The sequence below is a fragment of the Dolichospermum sp. UHCC 0260 genome (genome assembly GCF_009711985.1).
GTDB classification, from domain to species: Bacteria; Cyanobacteriota; Cyanobacteriia; order Cyanobacteriales; family Nostocaceae; genus Dolichospermum; species Dolichospermum lemmermannii.
Window position 1 is genome coordinate 80079 of record NZ_VIKZ01000007.1, and the last position, 16405, is coordinate 96483.

The window sequence follows — 16405 nt, forward strand, 5'->3', positions numbered from 1 at the left end:
TTTGCTCTTTCGCGCTTTGCGCTCTTATTCTTTTCACTTCCCTAGCGTAACGGAGTGGAGCGATCAAAAATATTTTACTTAGATTTCGGGAATGATTGATGGGTTGTCTCTCTATGATATAGGAAACTTTCGATTTAGTCAAGTGGTATGTTCCAATTATCAATAGTCTGCCACTTCCCCCTGTCTCTTAGAGGGTGTTTGAAAAGTATTATATCAAACCCGTAATCTCCAAAAACCTAACCCCCCTATCCCCCTTCCCTGCAAGGGAATGGGGGTTTTAAAGCCTCTCCCCTTGCAGGGGGAGAGGTTTGGAGAGGGGTCAGTCTATACATTCAAAACTTTTCAAACATCCTCTTAGGTTGAATGACTTTTAAAACATCCTCTTATAGAAATTCGTGCTAGAGATGCTTCTATGATTACACCTTTTTTTCAACAGCTAAATTCACCTTTAACAAAAAAGCAAATTAACGTTTTACAAATTAATTTAGGAAAGCGTTGTAATTTAGCTTGTAACCATTGCCATGTAGAAGCTAGTCCCAAAAGAACAGAGGAACTGACACCGGAAATTTGTCAACAGTTAATTACTTTAATTAGTAAGTTTCCGCAAATTAAAACGGTGGATTTAACTGGTGGCGCTCCAGAAATGAATTATGGTTTTAAGCCATTGGTAGAAGCTGCTAGAAAGGCAGGAAAACAGGTAATTGTGAGATCAAATCTGACAATTTATTTTGTCGAGGGATTTGAGGATTTACCAGATTTCTTTGCTCAAAATCAAGTTAGGATTGTGGCTTCTCTTCCCTGTTATTTAGCAGACAATGTTGATAAGATGCGGGGAAATGGTGTTTTTGAACAATCAATTAAGGCTTTGCAATGGTTGAATAAAATTGGTTATGGTCAAAACCCAAATTTAGTTTTAGATTTGGTGTACAATCCTCCATTACCAAATAGTGAAAATTTTTCTTTAACTCCCGAACAAGAAAATTTAGAAAAGGCTTATAAAACCTTTCTGTTGGAAAAGTTTGATATTCGATTTAATCATCTTTTCACAATTACTAATATCCCGGTAGGAAGAACAAAATTTCATTTAGAAAGAAAGCAACTTTATTTTAGCTATTTGCATTTTTTAGAGTCTCACTTTAACCCCAAAACAATTGATGGTTTAATGTGTCGTGAACAACTTTCTATTGATTATTTAGGGAATATTTATGATTGTGACTTTAACCAAATGATGAATTTACCTGCAAAAACTAGCAATGGTGAAAAATTGACAGTGAGCAAATTATTAGAAATTGGTAGTTTAGATATAATTCAAGAAGTCCAAACTGCTGAATATTGCTATGGTTGTACTGCGGGGTGTGGTTCTAGTTGTGGTGGTGCGATAGTATAAAGTGACAAAGATTAAGAAAATATATATGTCATCAAAGAATTACTTTGTAAAGAAATTTGCGGTAGTTGAACTTCTAATTTTTAGATGCAGTAAGATGAAGTGAGTTAAGTCTCCTCACACCACATTTTTTATTAAAGCCGTGAATTTATTTTTTCACGGTTTTTATTTTTTTATGGACAAAAAAATAATTATGACTTACGCATTGATAAAATTTTTAACGGGTGGTTTTGTTTGTGCTGGGGAACAGCTAATTAACAACCCAATGAAACTAAGAGGTTGTTTGAAAACTTTTTCGTGTGGCATCTGACACCCGCAGATCCCCCTAAATCCCCCTTGAAAAGGGGGACTTTGAGGAATTTAGCCCCCTTTTGTAAGGGGGGTTGGGGGGATCTCGATTAATTCTGATACTTTTCAAACATCCTCTTATACTGCTATTATTTTCAATATATTGTCAGTTATGAGAATGCTTCCATGAATACTCTGAAAACTCAATCAGATAATTACTTTAAGAAGAATTGGGAAACATATCAAAAAGTCTTAGCCAATAATTACATGGAACACCGAGAAATTTATGGTGTTTTGCATAAATTATTAACTGATTACTTGCCAACACCATTTTCCTTACTTGAACTTGGATGCGGTGATGCTAGTTCATCAGTTCAAGCTTTATTAAATACTACCGTTGCCTCCTATACCGGAATTGACTTATCTGCGGCTGCTTTGGAAATTGCCCAAGGCAACATGGCACAAATTAACTGTGAACAAACTTTTATTGAAGACGACATATCGAAAGTTGTTGAGGAACTAGCTGAAAACCGAAAGCAAAGCTTTGATATAGTTACGACTTCCTTTGTTTTACATCATCTAAGTTTGGCACAAAAAGATAAAGTTATTGAGCAAGTATTCCATCTTTTGAAACCCAAGGGTGTATTTGTTTTGATTGACATAGTTTGTAAACAAGGGGAAGACCGAGAAAAATTTGTTAATCGCTACTTAGAAAATATGCGTCAAAACTGGACTGCACTCTCGTCTCAAGATATGTCCATGATTGAAAATCATATATCTACTTATGATTTGCCCGAAACTCAAACTACTTTGTACCAAATTGCACAAAAGCACAATTTTGTTCGTTTTGAATGCTTATACAAAGATACTCCTGAATCTGCACAATTTTTATGCCTATACAAGTGATTTTACACTCTCAGGGGTAAAGATACGGATCGAAACTATCATGACTTTGACACTCTTACTGGCTTTAGCCACTGAGATTCTTGGTTCAACGAGTCCACTTAGGGACTTCCAAATAAAAAAATACTCAACCACCTAACGCAAAAATCTCTCAAACCCTTATTCCTCTGTGTCCTCTGCGCCTCTGTGGTTCGTTAATCAGGATAATTTATTTCTTGGAAGTCCCTTAATTTAGACCCCTTGCGGTATTTAAGCCAGAGGTGGTTCTCTCCCCAGAAAGACAGGGCGCAGGCCCTGCGCCCCTACGATTGTTCGATGATTCCGCCACCTAATACCGTATCTTCGTCGTACCAAACCGCTGCTTGTCCAGGGGTGATGCTGAATTGTGGTTCATCAAATACTAACCGGACGCGGGAATCTGGTAGGGGAATGACTGTGACGGGTACGGGTTGGGAACGATAACGGATTTGAACTTCGGCGCGAATGGGGGCAACGGGTTCAGCTATGGAAACCCAATTTACTCGATTTATTGTACATTCTGACTGAGATCCTTTGGTGCGATCGCCTACAATTACCCTGTTATTAGCTGCATCTAATTCGATCACATACAAGGGTGCGGCGGCGGCGATACCTAAGCCTTTTCGCTGACCAATAGTGTAATGATGAACACCATCATGTTGTCCCAGAACTTTACCAGTTTCATCAACAATATCACCGGGTTTGGGGGCTAAATATTTATCTAAAAATGCCCGCATAGAACCATTGCTTTCTACCAAGCATAAATCTTGACTTTCTGGTTTATCGGCGGTTTTTAAGTTGTATTCAGTAGCAATTCTCCGAGTATCAGTTTTATTCAGTTCACCCAGAGGAAAAATTGTTGCCCCTAATAAGTCTTGGGATAAGTCATAGAGGAAATAAGATTGATCTTTGTTGCGGTCTACGGCTCGTAACAATTGGTAACGGTTAGTAGTGTCATCGTAGCGGATTTGGGCATAATGACCTGTGGCGATTTTCGTTGATGCCAATTTTTCCCGAGCATATTCCACCATTGGACCGAATTTCACCGTTTTGTTACATTGGGAACAAGGCAAAGGTGTAATTCCCACACTATAACCTGTCACTAAAAAATCAATAATTTCTGTTTGAAAGACATCCCGAATATCAACAACTTCATGGGGTATACCCAATTGTTCACAAATATCAGCCGCGTCGATCATTCCTTCAGAGCAACATTGCCCTTTGCCTTTCATCAGCCAAAGAGTTAAACCAATTACATCATAGCCCTGATTATGCAGCATAGCGGCGGCTACGGAACTATCAACGCCACCGGAAAGACCAACGACAACTTTTTTCATATTTTTCAAAGTCTTTGGGGCTTAATTGTTGCCACAAAGAGATTTTTATTTGACCACAAGGTGCGAGACTGTCCAATTATAGCACACATACTTATCAAGCCTGAAGGGGATAACAAAAGTAAAGTCTCCAGATTGTCCAGATTAGTGAGAAAATAAGAACTTGCAATTATCTTTACCTTGTATTCTTGACTGACCAAAGGAATTGGAAAAAATGTGGCAAAGAATTACGTTGATCTTATTATTGGTGTTGAGCTTCAGCTTGAGTAGTGTTGGTGTGGCTAATGCGGCTGGACTAAATCGGTTTGTAGATAGTGCTGACGGTTATCAATTTGATTATCCTAATGGTTGGTTACAAGTTAAAGTTGGTGATGGTCCTGATGTGGTGTTTCATGATTTAATTGAAGTATCAGAAAATGTGTCTGTGGTAATTAGTCCTGTTCCCTCTGGTAAAACTTTAGCGGAATTGGGAACACCAACAGAAGTCGGTTATAAGTTAGGAAAGGCGGCTCTTGCTCCCGTCGGTTCTGATCGGACTGCTGAGTTAATCAATGCGGCTGAAAGGGAAGTAAATGGGAAAATTTACTACTTTCTAGAATATGGAGTTAAATTTCCTAATGGACAGGAAAGACATAATATTTCTAGTGTGGCTATCAGTCGTGGTAAGCTGTTTACGTTTAATGCTTCTGTTCCTGAGAAACGTTGGAAGAAACTGCAACGAATAATTGATGAAGTTGTGAGTTCTTTCACTGTTTATTAATAATTAGAAATGGTGGTAATTGAGAATTAACTATGATCAATTACCCAAAAAATTACTTATACAGCAATTTATGAAAATTCCGCAATTTGTCCTTGCTTCTGCTTCTGTTGCCCGTCGTCGGTTATTGCAAACTGTGGGAATTGAACCAATGGTTTGTGCGAGTGATTTTGATGAGTCACAAATACAACTGACTGAACCTGGGGAATTGGTGAAAACGCTGGCTCAGTGTAAGGCGGAAACTGTGGTTTCCCAATTTCCATCAGCTTTGGTGATGGGTTGTGATTCGGTTTTGGCTATGGGTGGGGGGATTTATGGTAAACCAGAAAATGCTGAGGAAGCGATCGCTCGGTGGCAATTGATGCAAGGTAATTTTGGTGACTTGTACACTGGTCATGTTTTGATTGATACCACTAAAAATCAAACTGTGGTTAAATGTCAAGTTACTAGGGTGTATTTTGCAAAAATGAGCGATCGCGCTATTCTTGCCTATGTAGCTACAGGTGAACCTCTTCAATGCGCTGGGGCTTTTGCTTTAGAAGGTTTTGGGAGTTTATTTGTGGAGAAAATCGAGGGTTGCCACAGTAATGTCATTGGTTTGAGTTTACCCTTATTGCGGCAGATGATCGGGGAATTGGGATATGAAGTTATAGATTTTTGGGGATAATTTGTAAAATTATGATTTTTTCAATCACAATGTTCAGTTAACCAGTTAATTAGATCAGTTTCAGTTTTAAAATCTAATAAAGCTTCTCCTAAATCCTCTAATTGCAGAAAAGATAAGTCTTGAATTTTATTTTGAGTTTCAGTCCCTATTTTTCCTAAATGACGTTGAAGTTGACGAACAATTAATCTAATTTCAGAACGTCTTCCCTGTTCTAAACCTTCTCGAACGATTTTTTGATAAACGACAGATTCTTGCATAATATCCTCCCGAAAATAAGCGTTAATCAAATCCGCATCAAATCTAATTCCAGCTAGAAGTTGCACACAGGCTGAGACGTTGATTTGCTGTCTTCTATCTTCTATTATATTTACTTTAGCTGCAACTTGTTCTAATATTGCTCTGGGATTATCAACTTTGGCTAATACAGCTAAGGGTAACAGTTCGGTCATTGCTAATAATGGTTGAGGATCACATTCCCAAATTCTGATGACTCGATAGCGATGAAAAGTATTAGCTGTTTTAAATTCATTGATAAAAACCTCCTCTGATGTGGTGGGTTTTAAAAAGATAATAATTTGTTCAATGTTAGTATCATATTGGCGATATAATCTCACCCAATAATCTAGCATTCGTAATGGTAGCGGGGGTTTTGATTGATGAACTGTTTGAAATTCTAAATGAATAATATTTTTGTTGGTTTTTAATAAAAAAAGTCCATCAACACGAATTGGTTCTAAGTTTAATTCTGTTTTTAGTAATTCTGGATTTTCTGTAATTTCTGTATTCAACAACCATTGAACAATGGCTTGGGGATATTCTTCAATTAAGTATTTCAGCGTACTGTCATAGCTCATATTTTTTTATGGTCGTTATTTATTTGTAAAGAATTATCATAATTTGGTTTTTGAAATTATTATTTGAGTCAGTAGTCATATATTAATATCTTACAATTCAGTATCCCAGATAATTAATCATATTACAGAATACAATTGCACTTTTTGTTACATAAATTTATTTTCATGATCAGCCCATACTATAACTCTTTGTTTATATTTCCAGGCATAAAAAAATGGTACAAATAATTGTAAACTAACAAATAAATTGTCCCTCTTACATAATATGTCTTCTACTCCTTCTCTTCGTGAACAACAACATCCTCTGATTCGTCAACTAGCTGATTGTATTGAAGCAGTTTGGCATAAACACCTAGACTTATCACCATACCATTTACCAGCGGAATTGGGATATGTAGAAGGTAAATTAGAAGGGGAAAAACTAATTATCGAAAATCGCTGTTATCAAAGTCCCCAGTTTCGCAAAATACACTTGGAACTAGCAAGAGTAGGGAATATGTTAGATATTCTGCACTGTGTGATGTTTCCCCGTCCAGAATATGATATTCCCATGTTTGGTTGTGATTTAGTCGGAGGTAGAGGTCAAATTAGTGCAGCAATTGCCGATCTTTCGCCGGTAAACTTAGAGCGGATTTTACCAGATGGTTATAATTCGCAACTTAGTAAATTAACCACAGCCAACTTTTCTCAACCTCGTGATTTACCAGAATGGGGAAATATTTTTTCCGATTTTTGTCTATTTATTCGTCCTAGTTCCCCCCAAGAAGAAACAATGTTTATTTCTCACGTAGAATCATTTTTAGATATCCATTGTACACAAGCCATCGCATCTAGTCCAGTTGCACCGGAAAAAGTAGCTCAAATTATTGCTGGACAACATAATTATTGTACCAAACAGCAACAAAATGATAAAACCCGTAGAGTTTTAGAAAAGGCTTTTGGTGTAGATTGGGCAGAAAATTATATGACTAAAGTTTTATTTGACTTGCCAGAGTTACCAGAATAATCTGAGAAAATATTACCAAAAGTGTCAGCAATTAAAAATTGCTATTACCTTATCTGTAAAATGCGTTACGTTTTCCCTCAACTGATAAATGTAGAATTTATATGAAGTCATCACCACTGATACTTTTGGGAGGGAAAACTAACGTTAATCACTAAAATTCCTAGTTATCTGGTTTTGGCTGATAATTAGTAATTATTAATTGTTAAAATTCTTACCTATTTGCTCAAAAGTTTTATTTTCTCTTGTAAACTGCAAGTTTTGAAGTTTCGCACATCTTCTTAAAAATGAAGTGTGGAATCTCAACTACTAATGATTTATAAAATCTACCAATTGTATCCCAGGTTGCTTTGAGATAGAAATTTTCATGTAAAGATAATACACCTGAATAATCACAGAGTGTAGTTTATCCAAAGTTAATCATACCCAACAATAGTTATAAAATTGCCAAAACAAAAACCTAAAGAGGTGTAAATCTTGGATAAAGTTTGCTGTGGATTTTAATTACAGCTAATTTACTTTTTTAGTTTCATCACCACAATTCAGATAAATAGGTTAAATATCATGTCAAGGGTGAATGAAAAATCAAAATCCCCAGAAAAGGCACTTGAGCAGCCAAAAATTTGGTTGAGTATTGCCGTAGCTTTACCAGTAGCTATAGCTGCCGGTTTCTTAGCTACAGCGAGAATGGAACAATTAAAAAAACTGACTTCTACTGTATCTGTTGCTCCAGTTCCCAATAGTATTACTGCCATAGGACGCTTAGAACCAAGAGGAGAAGTAGTTAAACTTTCTGCTCCAGCGGGTTTATCAGGTAGTTCACGAGTACAACAACTTTTAGTCAGAGAAGGGCAACGAGTACAGCAAGGACAGATTGTGGCCATTTTAGACAGCCGCGATACCAGTATGGCAGTAGTAGAAGAAGCCAAAGCTAAATTGCAAGAATCCCGTGCGAATTTAGCCCAAGTTAGTGCTGGTCCACCAAGAGATGCTCAAGCTCAAAGATTCATTATTTCTCGGTTGCAAGCCCAACTAGCTGGAGAAAAAGAGGCTCAACAGGCAACAATTAGCCGAATTGCTGCCCAGTTAAGTGGTGATAAAGTTGCCCAACAAGCCACAGTTAACCGTTTGGAAGCGGAACTACTGGGACAAAGAAATTCTTTAAAAGCCAATATGGAGCGGATTAGAGCCGAACAACGAAATGCTCAAGTAGATTATGGGCGCTATGATTTTTTATACAAACAAGGTGCTATTTCTCAGCAAGAACGCGATCGCCGTCGCTTAAGTGCGTTAACTACAAATCAACAGTTAATTGAAAGTGAAGCTAGTTTAAAACGGGCAATAGATACTATTCAACAGCAAGTTTCCGAAGCTAGAGCTAATCAAATTAAAACCCTAGCGACCTTACAACAGCAGTTAATTGAAGCCACAGCCAACCGTAACAAAACTGTCTCCACTTTACAAAGACAAATAGACGAAGAAAGAGAAAGATTGAGCAGAATATTAGTAGTTAGTCCGCTAAATGTCCAAGTTGCTCAAGCACAAGTTACTAATGCCATTGCTTTAATGAGAAAAGCTCAAGTAGAACTTCAGCAAAGCTATGTTAAAGCTCCTAGTTCTGGTGAAATATTAAAAATTCACACTAAATCAGGGGAAATCATGGGAGCAAATGGAATTGCGGAAATCGGACAAACAGATCAGATGTTTGTAGTTGCAGAAGTTCCTGAAGATAGTATTAATAAAGTCCGTTTGGGTCAAAGTGCTACTATCTCTAGTGACAACGGTGCATTTAATGGTCAATTAAAAGGCAGAATTACATCAATTGGTAGAAAAATTGGCAAGAAAGATGTCCTCAATAATGATCCAGCGGCAGATATTGATGCCAGAGTTGTCGAAGTGAAAATTGCCCTATCTCCAGAATTTACCAAGCAAGTTTCCGGTTTAACAAATGCTAAAGTCACCGTAGAAATTAATGAGAATTAACTTCCTATTTCTACGCCAAATATTCATGTTCAACTACTTAATTAGTATCGAGATCAAAAAAAATAAAAAATGGCAGTAAAAATACCTTTATCTTGGCTGCAACTGACAAGAGAAAAAACTCGCCTAGCAGTGGCTTTGTCAGGTATTGCCTTTGCTGATATTTTAATGTTCATGCAGCTAGGTTTTCGGGATGCACTCTATTACAGTAACGTGAGAATGCACAGCAGTTTAGCCGGAGAAGTGGTTTTAATTAACAGTCAATCTAATGCTGTTTTAGCAATGAAAACCTTTTCCCAACGCCGTTTATATAAGGCATTAGACTTGCCTACAGTTCAGTCAGTACATCCTATATATTTAGACTATACAAGCTGGAGAAATCCTGTTACAGGTCGCCCTCGCAGTATCTTAATTTTCGGCATAAATCCAGAAGTTAATCTTTTTGATTTACCTGGAGTAGACGAAAATTTAAATAAACTCAAACTTCCTGATGTTGTTTTATATGACCGTTCTTCCAGAGTAGAATATGGTCCGATTGCTGATAGTTTTAATGCCGGAAAAGTTGTAACAGCCGAAGTACGCAGAAGAAAAGTTCAGGTCGGTGGATTATTTACATTAGGGGCATCTTTTGGTGCAGATGGAAATTTAATTACCAGTGATGTTAACTTTTTACGGATTTTTAATAACCGTCAAAGGGGATTAATTGATATTGGCATTATTAAGTTAAAGCCTGGTGCAGATCCCATCCTAGTAGCTCAAGAATTGCGAAGTTATCTACCTACAGATATCAATGTTTTAACTAAGGAAGAATTTATTGAATTTGAAAGAAATTATTGGGCAAGTAGTACAGCTATTGGCTTTATTTTTACCTTGGGAACAATTATGGGTTTTATTGTAGGAACTGTAATTGTTTATCAAATTTTGTATACAGAAGTCAATGACCATTTATCTGAATATGCTACGCTCAAAGCTATAGGTTACACTCAAAATTATTTACTAACTGTAATTCTTCAAGAGGCTTTTTTATTAGCTGTTGTTGGTTATTTACCTGGATTTGGCTGCGCTCTTGTTCTTTACAATGTTGCTAGAGATGCTACACTTTTGCCTATATTTATGAGTTATAATCGCGCCATTATGGTAATCATGTTAACTATTTTAATGTGCTTTATTTCGGGAATGATTGCTATTCGGAAATTAAGTTCTGCTGATCCAGCCGATATTTTTTAGCTTAGTTCTTGGTCATTGGAAAAAACAATATTTATTCTTCCTTCTTCCTTCTTTCTTCTTCCTTCTTTATCCTGACTCCTGACTCCTGACTCCTGACTCCTGACTCCTGAACTCCTGAATCCTTTTATTATGATCAACAAAGAACCTGTAATATCTATTAAAAATATCAATCACTACTACGGTAAAGGATCGCTGAAAAAACAGATCCTATTTGATATTAGTTTGGAAATATATGCTGGAGAAATCGTGATTATGACTGGACCATCTGGTTCAGGGAAAACGACTTTATTAAGTTTGATTGGTGGGTTAAGATCGGTACAAGAGGGAAGTTTAAAATTCTTAGGTGATGAATTGTGTGGTGCTAGTCAAAACAAACTGGTACACATGAGACGGAAGATTGGTTATATTTTCCAAGCTCATAATTTATTGGGTTTTTTAACTGCTCGGCAAAATGTGCAAATGGCTGTGGAATTAAATAATAATATTTCCCAATCAACAGCTATTTCCCAATCAGAAGATATGCTGGCATCTGTAGGTTTACAAGAACGGGTTAACTACTATCCAGATAATTTATCTGGTGGACAAAAACAAAGAATAGCGATCGCTCGCGCTTTAGTTAATCATCCTCCTTTAGTATTAGCAGATGAACCAACAGCCGCATTAGATAAACAATCAGGACGTGATGTAGTCGAAATCATGCAGCGTTTGGCTAAAGATCAGGGAACTGCTATCTTATTAGTAACCCACGATAACCGGATTTTAGATATCGCTGATCGCATTGTCGAAATGGAAGATGGTCTTCTGACCCGTGATGCTCAAAATGTTGCTTCTAATCACAACTCCTAATTTTGATGATCCGTCTTCTTCAATACAAGTAATATATTCCAAACCAAAATTTTTTTCCGGTTTGAATTTTTCGGTATTTATTCGTAATTTCAAGTTGTGATTATTTCTGAATAGTGTCTGCATGATGTGAATTTGCTGTCCTATTGTTTTTTGTCAGAGGGGTTTGACGGCTAGTTCTAAATGTCACATTCACGCCTTCATTTGATTGTTCTAGTACTAGCAACGCGGTAGGTTTAGCCTTTTGATCCCAGTGCATATAAACAATCCTACCTTGAATAGTCGGTTGCCAGGTATCATCATCTTCCCTGGGGCTAAGGTATGTTTCTATACAATTCATAATTTGATTAATTGTAGAAGAAGTAGCTTGAGTTGGCAACTTCATTAATCGAATTTGCGTTCTAAACAGCACCCGCTTCACAATGTTGGGTGCTACACCAGTTTCATACTCAATATCGAAAGTTTCATCTACTTGCTTACCAGTATTACTAGCAATTCCTATAGATCCTTGGTTAGCTTGAGCAGGACGTAGGACTTGAGATATCTTATCTTTAACCTTAATTTTAATTTGATTAACTAGGGCAAAATGGAATACCTCCTCTGACATCCGCATTCGCAGATAATCTAAGTTAAAGTCCCGTGAGTGAACTAAATCTGGATTAGTTTCCATTTTGCGAATAGTTTCTAAAGCTAACTTCAGCTTTTTCTCTAATTCTCGTGTGCGGAATTTTTCAAAAGTTAGTTTCTTCTCCCTCTTTTGCACTAAAATTTTGCCATAAATAATTACAGCAACCAGAGCTAAAACCAGTCCTCCACTAGCACACAATAGCAATGGTATAGCTGGGAATTCATTGCTAGAAACTTCTGTATTCGTTTTTGTTGTTTTCAATCTAGACGATTGAGCCAGAAAAATTGTACTAACCATAATTCATGAACCTTTTAACTCCTGATGTTTAGAATACCCAAAATCTTATTTAGTAGTTGGCTGTGGTATAAGTATTTCTTACATTGTCTTGATCATGTCATATGTACAAACCTATTAGTCACTTGGATCAGCATTTTATCAATATACAGCCATTGTCTGATATGACATCTACGCATTCATATCATATTTGCCTGTTAGCAACAGATATGGATGGGACACTAACTAAAGATGGCAGATTTACATCTCAACTCCTAAATACTTTAGAGAGTCTATCAGCAGCCAAAATTCCGGTCTTGATTGTGACTGGACGTTCGGCTGGGTGGGTAAGTGCTATTAGTAGTTTAATGCCCATTGTCGGTGCGATTGCCGAAAATGGTGGTTTATTTTATCCATCAGGTAATTCTGATCCAGTTACACTCACGCATATTCCTGATTTGGCTAACCATCGTCAAGATTTAGCTAGAACCTTTGTGAACTTACAAACTTATTTTCCGCAAATCCGAGCATCTGCTGATAATTTATTTCGAGTCACAGACTGGACATTTGATCTTACCTCACTAACGACTGATCAACTAAAAAATATAAGTGATCTTTGTAAACAGATGGGTTGGGGATTTACTTACAGCAATATTCAGTGCCATATTAAACCCCAAGGACAAAATAAAGCTGCTGGTTTATTAAAAGTCTTAGATCAATATTTTCCCACATACTTGCCAGAACAGGTTATCACTGTTGGTGACAGTCCCAATGATGAAAGTTTATTTAACCAGCGTTATTTTCCTATGTCCGTAGGTGTGGCAAATATCCAGGAGTATACAAATCAGTTACAGCATCAACCTACATATATAACTACAGCAGCCGAAGGAGATGGTTTTTGCGAGTTGTGTAGTTATATTTTGCAAAATTGCCAGCGTTAGCAGGAGGTAGGGGCGCAGGGACTACGCCCAGTCAGGAGTCACCGAGTCAGAAGAAAATTACCTGTTCCCTATTCCCTGCGATAAAGTGACTTGCATAGCTTTTTTATGGATCTTCTATCACCTAAAATTAATGTCATCGTTTCCTAATGGTTATGCAGTCTAGCTGGAGGAGAAAGCTATATATATCAGTGTTTTTGGCAATTCCCATAGTAATTTTATATATAAAATTACTATATTCAATATCAGGAATCCATAAGCTAAAACTATACCATTTTTATATTTTCTTTGTTATTTTGTATTCAACTGAACAGTTATTCAACACAAAGCCAGTTTTAATAAAAATTAGTTCAACTACTTTACCTTTCTTCAAGTTCAGTCCAAATTGCCAAGATAATTTGTAGTGTAAATTGCCACATTGTCCAGTTTCTATCAATCTCATCTACATAGGATTTACAATAATGCTAAAAACAAATAGTGAACCGATGATTCTCTCCAGTTTTGTCAACCCTATCGAAGAAAACCATTCAGTTAAAAATAAGTTTGATTTATTGCAAAAAATCCGTCAACGTCTAGACGACATTGAAATTGATAATCGTCGAGTTGCCAAATTGATTGCTAAAGTAATTCCTGCCCAATGTCCCTTTGAGCGTGATATCGTGGTTTTTGGACGAACAATTGCTCATATTCCACCTATGTGCAAACTAAACCCACTGTATGATCAGTTTGTCGGCTTGCGTTTTCGCGCATTATGTTATTTAGTAGATAAGTGTGGAGAAGACATCCAATCTTATTGTTAAATACAACTCATGGAAATTAAAGTCGTACATCAACCAAATCTTGAACATCTCAAGGAGTTAGATGTATTCAACTGGCCAATTTGGGAAAAGGAAATATCTCAATTTTCCTGGACTTACGATGATCAAGAAACTTGCTACTTTTTAGCAGGTAATGTTGTTGTCACTCCTAATGGAGGACAAGCGGTAAAAATGGGTAAGGGAGACTTAGTAACTTTTCCCGCTGGGATGTCTTGTACATGGGAAATTACCAGCGACGTAAAAAAACATTATTGCTTTGATTAATATTTTTGCAATCTCAATAACCAATATCTGAAGATGTGAATTGGATGTGAATTGGATGTTATTTAGAGGTTGGCTATGAAACTATTGATCCCAAAATATCATCTACAACTAAATTAATTTCGGGGAATGCTTGAATTGACATTTTTTCTCCTCGACTTAGTTTTTGAATGTCGCTATAACCATTTTCGCTAGGGTAGCGATAAACAATAATACAAGATATAACAAAGAAGCAATCAGATCCCCGACTTCTCAACTCAATTGATTATTTATTAACAAGATATAACAAAGAAGTCGGGGATCTAGGATTACAAATAATCAAAAAAGACTTCGGGAACTAATCTTAATTCACCAGATTTGAATCGAGAAATATCTATCCACAATGCGCGATGTTGACGTTCTGGTGTTTCCGCAAAAGTTAAACTTTCAATTTGATAAAACTGGGAATCAGCAAAGTCGCATTCATAAAGTTGAATGATTTCATGTCCTTGTCTACCGTCAAAAGTAAATAAGTTCTCAATACAACTTAGATAGCGAATATTTGTTAATTCGGCTTGAATTTCTTCTTGAAATTCTCTAGCTAAGGCTATGCGGCTAGTTTCGCCAAATTCTACGCCACCACCTAAAGCCCGGTAGAATATTGATTGTTTTTTAGGATCGAATCCTTCAGAAACAAATATTCGATTACCATCTCGAATTAGGGCTAAAACAATTACCCGGATTTGACCTTCTTTATTCATGATGACAATTAATTATCGTAAATTGAAGAGGGACGACTTTCGCTATCTTCTGTAGGCCAATCTGGATTTTCACCACCAATGTATAGTTCTTCAATTGTGACGTATTCTTCAGTTAGTTGGGTGAGGGCGTTGATAAGAATGTCTAAGGCGATCGCATCACTTGTACCTAAATCAAACCAACAACGTCCCCATTCTCCTTCATATTCAAATTCACCCATGTTGTGCATCAAAGCCATTAAGCTTTTATCATAGCCTCTTGCATCATAGTCCATGTGGCTGATATCAAGTCCTGTATCTTGGATTTGCAGATTTTCCGCATTAAATCCTCCCAATTTACCTAGATAAAACCAGGAATTGAATACTTCTTCTACATATTGTTTTTCCCGTTGGGAGGGAACATTGCTAAACTTCAACCAAATCCAAGTATCAAAAGGATTAAACTCGCGGAATTGAATTTCCATTTTTGTAATGGGTAAAACTAGAATTTTGTAACAACTGACCACTGACTACTGACCACTGACAGCCTGATTGCGTTCATATTCAATTTGTTTAACTAAGTTAGCAGGAAGTTGAGATTTTTTGGCTAATGCTTTATCAAAATGAATTATTGCTTCCTTGATTAAATCCTGACTTTTTTCTTTTTTTCCTTTTTCATGGAGAATTTGGGCTTTGAGATAGTAAATTTCTGGGTTGTCAGCAGTTGTTTTTAAGGCGCGGTTGACATAATCTAAAGCCTGGGAATGTTGTTTTAAATCTCGATATGCTAAAGCAATACCTCTATCTACTAAATAACCAGGTGCTGCATTTTTTTCCAATCGGTTAATTGCATCATCTGGACTAGTAAAAGGTAAATTCACAGCTAACATTAAATCCATATAACCGCGAATTAAGTTTAACTCTGGATCATTAGCAGAAATCTCTTCGGCTCTGTCAAGATATGTATAGACTTTCCGCAACCGACTAAAAGCGAGGGGCGCACCATTTACAGTTCCTTCCCGCTTTAAAATTACCGCCCCCTCTAAAAAATGACCAACCGCAGTGTATAAATTACCACGTAATGGGTCACTAGCGATGAGATTTTGTCCAGTTTCCAGGGTTTTTCGGCTGTATTTTGCTAAACTAGTCTGATCTTGATTTTGATATGCTAAAGAAGCCTGAATGGCGTAAATTAAAGGTTCATTGGGTTCGCTAGAGACGGCTTTTTGTAAAGCATCTTTGGCTGCTGGGTAATTTCCTTGCTGAAAAATAGCATTAAAAACAGCTTCCGTGCGATCGCCAATTTTATGAGGTTCACGAGAGCGAAATGGATCACCCGCAAAGGATGGATTTACTAAAATATTTAAAAGGATGGAAGTAGTTACAGTCACCTTGAAAAATGGAGCAAATCGCCAGAATATCCTAAATTGAGGCATTAAAACCTGTTTAAACATGATAACCCTCAGAATAATTACAGTTGAAATTGTTGTGTCTATTACCTAAAATGCAAAAA

18 protein-coding genes are annotated in these 16405 nt (G+C 36.8%); 11 read left to right on the forward strand and 7 right to left on the reverse strand.

The genetic code is table 11. The annotated features are described in order from the left end of the window. Positions 1–412: 412 nt before the first annotated feature. Positions 413–1387 carry an arsenosugar biosynthesis radical SAM (seleno)protein ArsS gene (arsS, locus tag FJR08_RS04775; protein WP_168632352.1) on the forward strand — a complete coding sequence of 325 codons (975 nt, stop codon included), beginning with the start codon at positions 413–415 and terminating at the stop codon, positions 1385–1387. A gap of 471 nt (positions 1388–1858) precedes the next feature. Further along, positions 1859–2578: a class I SAM-dependent methyltransferase gene (locus FJR08_RS04780; RefSeq protein ID WP_015083712.1), complete on the forward strand. Its 720-nt coding sequence runs from the start codon at positions 1859–1861 to the stop codon at positions 2576–2578. Between the two features lie 299 nt (positions 2579–2877). Here FJR08_RS04780 and mnmA read toward each other — a convergent pair whose 3' ends face one another. Beyond that, on the reverse strand, positions 2878–3930 hold the full coding sequence (gene mnmA, locus FJR08_RS04785) for a tRNA 2-thiouridine(34) synthase MnmA (protein ID WP_015083711.1): 1053 nt from the start codon (positions 3928–3930) through the stop codon (positions 2878–2880). A 211-nt stretch (positions 3931–4141) separates the two neighbouring features. Here mnmA and psbP point away from each other — a divergent pair, with 211 nt between their 5' ends. Both psbP and FJR08_RS04795 read left to right on the forward strand, forming a co-directional pair. After that, positions 4142–4687: a photosystem II reaction center PsbP gene (gene psbP / locus FJR08_RS04790; protein WP_168632353.1), complete on the forward strand. Its 546-nt coding sequence runs from the start codon at positions 4142–4144 to the stop codon at positions 4685–4687. A 70-nt stretch (positions 4688–4757) separates the two neighbouring features. Continuing rightward, positions 4758–5351: a nucleoside triphosphate pyrophosphatase gene (locus tag FJR08_RS04795; RefSeq protein ID WP_015083709.1), complete on the forward strand. Its 594-nt coding sequence runs from the start codon at positions 4758–4760 to the stop codon at positions 5349–5351. 20 nt (positions 5352–5371) lie between these two features. Here the strand turns inward: FJR08_RS04795 and FJR08_RS04800 are convergent, their stop codons facing one another. Further along, entirely contained in the window at positions 5372–6205 is an 834-nt protein-coding gene (locus FJR08_RS04800) for a DUF4351 domain-containing protein (protein WP_168632354.1), read from the reverse strand. Between the two features lie 265 nt (positions 6206–6470). Between FJR08_RS04800 and FJR08_RS04805 the strand changes: the two genes are divergently transcribed. From FJR08_RS04805 to devC, 3 genes are all read left to right on the forward strand, one after another. Continuing rightward, positions 6471–7211, forward strand: coding sequence for a phycocyanobilin:ferredoxin oxidoreductase (locus FJR08_RS04805; protein ID WP_015083708.1), 741 nt, complete (start codon positions 6471–6473; stop codon positions 7209–7211). A 561-nt stretch (positions 7212–7772) separates the two neighbouring features. Beyond that, entirely contained in the window at positions 7773–9191 is a 1419-nt protein-coding gene (locus FJR08_RS04810) for an HlyD family efflux transporter periplasmic adaptor subunit (protein ID WP_015083707.1), read from the forward strand. A gap of 69 nt (positions 9192–9260) precedes the next feature. Beyond that, complete coding sequence (gene devC, locus FJR08_RS04815; protein ID WP_015083706.1) at positions 9261–10415, forward strand: ABC transporter permease DevC; 1155 nt, start codon at positions 9261–9263, stop codon at positions 10413–10415. On the opposite strand, the gene FJR08_RS23100 is transcribed toward devC, so the two are convergent. Further along, positions 10412–10555: a hypothetical protein gene (locus FJR08_RS23100; protein WP_158310565.1), complete on the reverse strand. Its 144-nt coding sequence runs from the start codon at positions 10553–10555 to the stop codon at positions 10412–10414. The two genes, devC and FJR08_RS23100, sit on opposite strands and share 4 nt — an antisense overlap. On the opposite strand from FJR08_RS23100, the gene FJR08_RS04820 reads away from it, so the two are divergent. Next, positions 10545–11261 (forward strand): DevA family ABC transporter ATP-binding protein, encoded by a 717-nt coding sequence (locus FJR08_RS04820; protein WP_168632355.1) that lies wholly within the window; start codon positions 10545–10547, stop codon positions 11259–11261. The genes FJR08_RS23100 and FJR08_RS04820 overlap by 11 nt on opposite strands. A 100-nt stretch (positions 11262–11361) precedes the next feature. On the opposite strand, the gene FJR08_RS04825 is transcribed toward FJR08_RS04820, so the two are convergent. Next, positions 11362–12183, reverse strand: a complete 822-nt coding sequence (locus tag FJR08_RS04825; RefSeq protein ID WP_168632356.1) for a hypothetical protein — start codon at positions 12181–12183, stop codon at positions 11362–11364. A gap of 161 nt (positions 12184–12344) precedes the next feature. Between FJR08_RS04825 and FJR08_RS04830 the strand changes: the two genes are divergently transcribed. From FJR08_RS04830 to FJR08_RS04840, 3 genes are all read left to right on the forward strand, one after another. Continuing rightward, positions 12345–13100 (forward strand): HAD family hydrolase, encoded by a 756-nt coding sequence (locus tag FJR08_RS04830; protein WP_254435689.1) that lies wholly within the window; start codon positions 12345–12347, stop codon positions 13098–13100. Between the two features lie 458 nt (positions 13101–13558). After that, positions 13559–13897, forward strand: a complete 339-nt coding sequence (locus FJR08_RS04835) for a Mo-dependent nitrogenase C-terminal domain-containing protein (protein ID WP_148760798.1) — start codon at positions 13559–13561, stop codon at positions 13895–13897. 9 nt (positions 13898–13906) lie between these two features. Further along, positions 13907–14179, forward strand: a complete 273-nt coding sequence (locus FJR08_RS04840; RefSeq protein ID WP_168632358.1) for a cupin domain-containing protein — start codon at positions 13907–13909, stop codon at positions 14177–14179. Between the two features lie 305 nt (positions 14180–14484). Here the strand turns inward: FJR08_RS04840 and FJR08_RS04845 are convergent, their stop codons facing one another. The 3 genes from FJR08_RS04845 to FJR08_RS04855 are packed head-to-tail and all read right to left on the reverse strand — an operon-like array spanning position 14485 to position 16346. Then, positions 14485–14916, reverse strand: a complete 432-nt coding sequence (locus FJR08_RS04845) for an NUDIX hydrolase (RefSeq protein WP_015083700.1) — start codon at positions 14914–14916, stop codon at positions 14485–14487. An 8-nt stretch (positions 14917–14924) separates the two neighbouring features. Next, positions 14925–15377, reverse strand: a complete 453-nt coding sequence (locus FJR08_RS04850; protein ID WP_168632359.1) for a DUF3531 family protein — start codon at positions 15375–15377, stop codon at positions 14925–14927. 45 nt (positions 15378–15422) lie between these two features. Next, positions 15423–16346 carry a Sll0314/Alr1548 family TPR repeat-containing protein gene (locus FJR08_RS04855; RefSeq protein WP_168632360.1) on the reverse strand — a complete coding sequence of 308 codons (924 nt, stop codon included), beginning with the start codon at positions 16344–16346 and terminating at the stop codon, positions 15423–15425. Between the last annotated feature and the right edge of the window lie 59 nt (positions 16347–16405).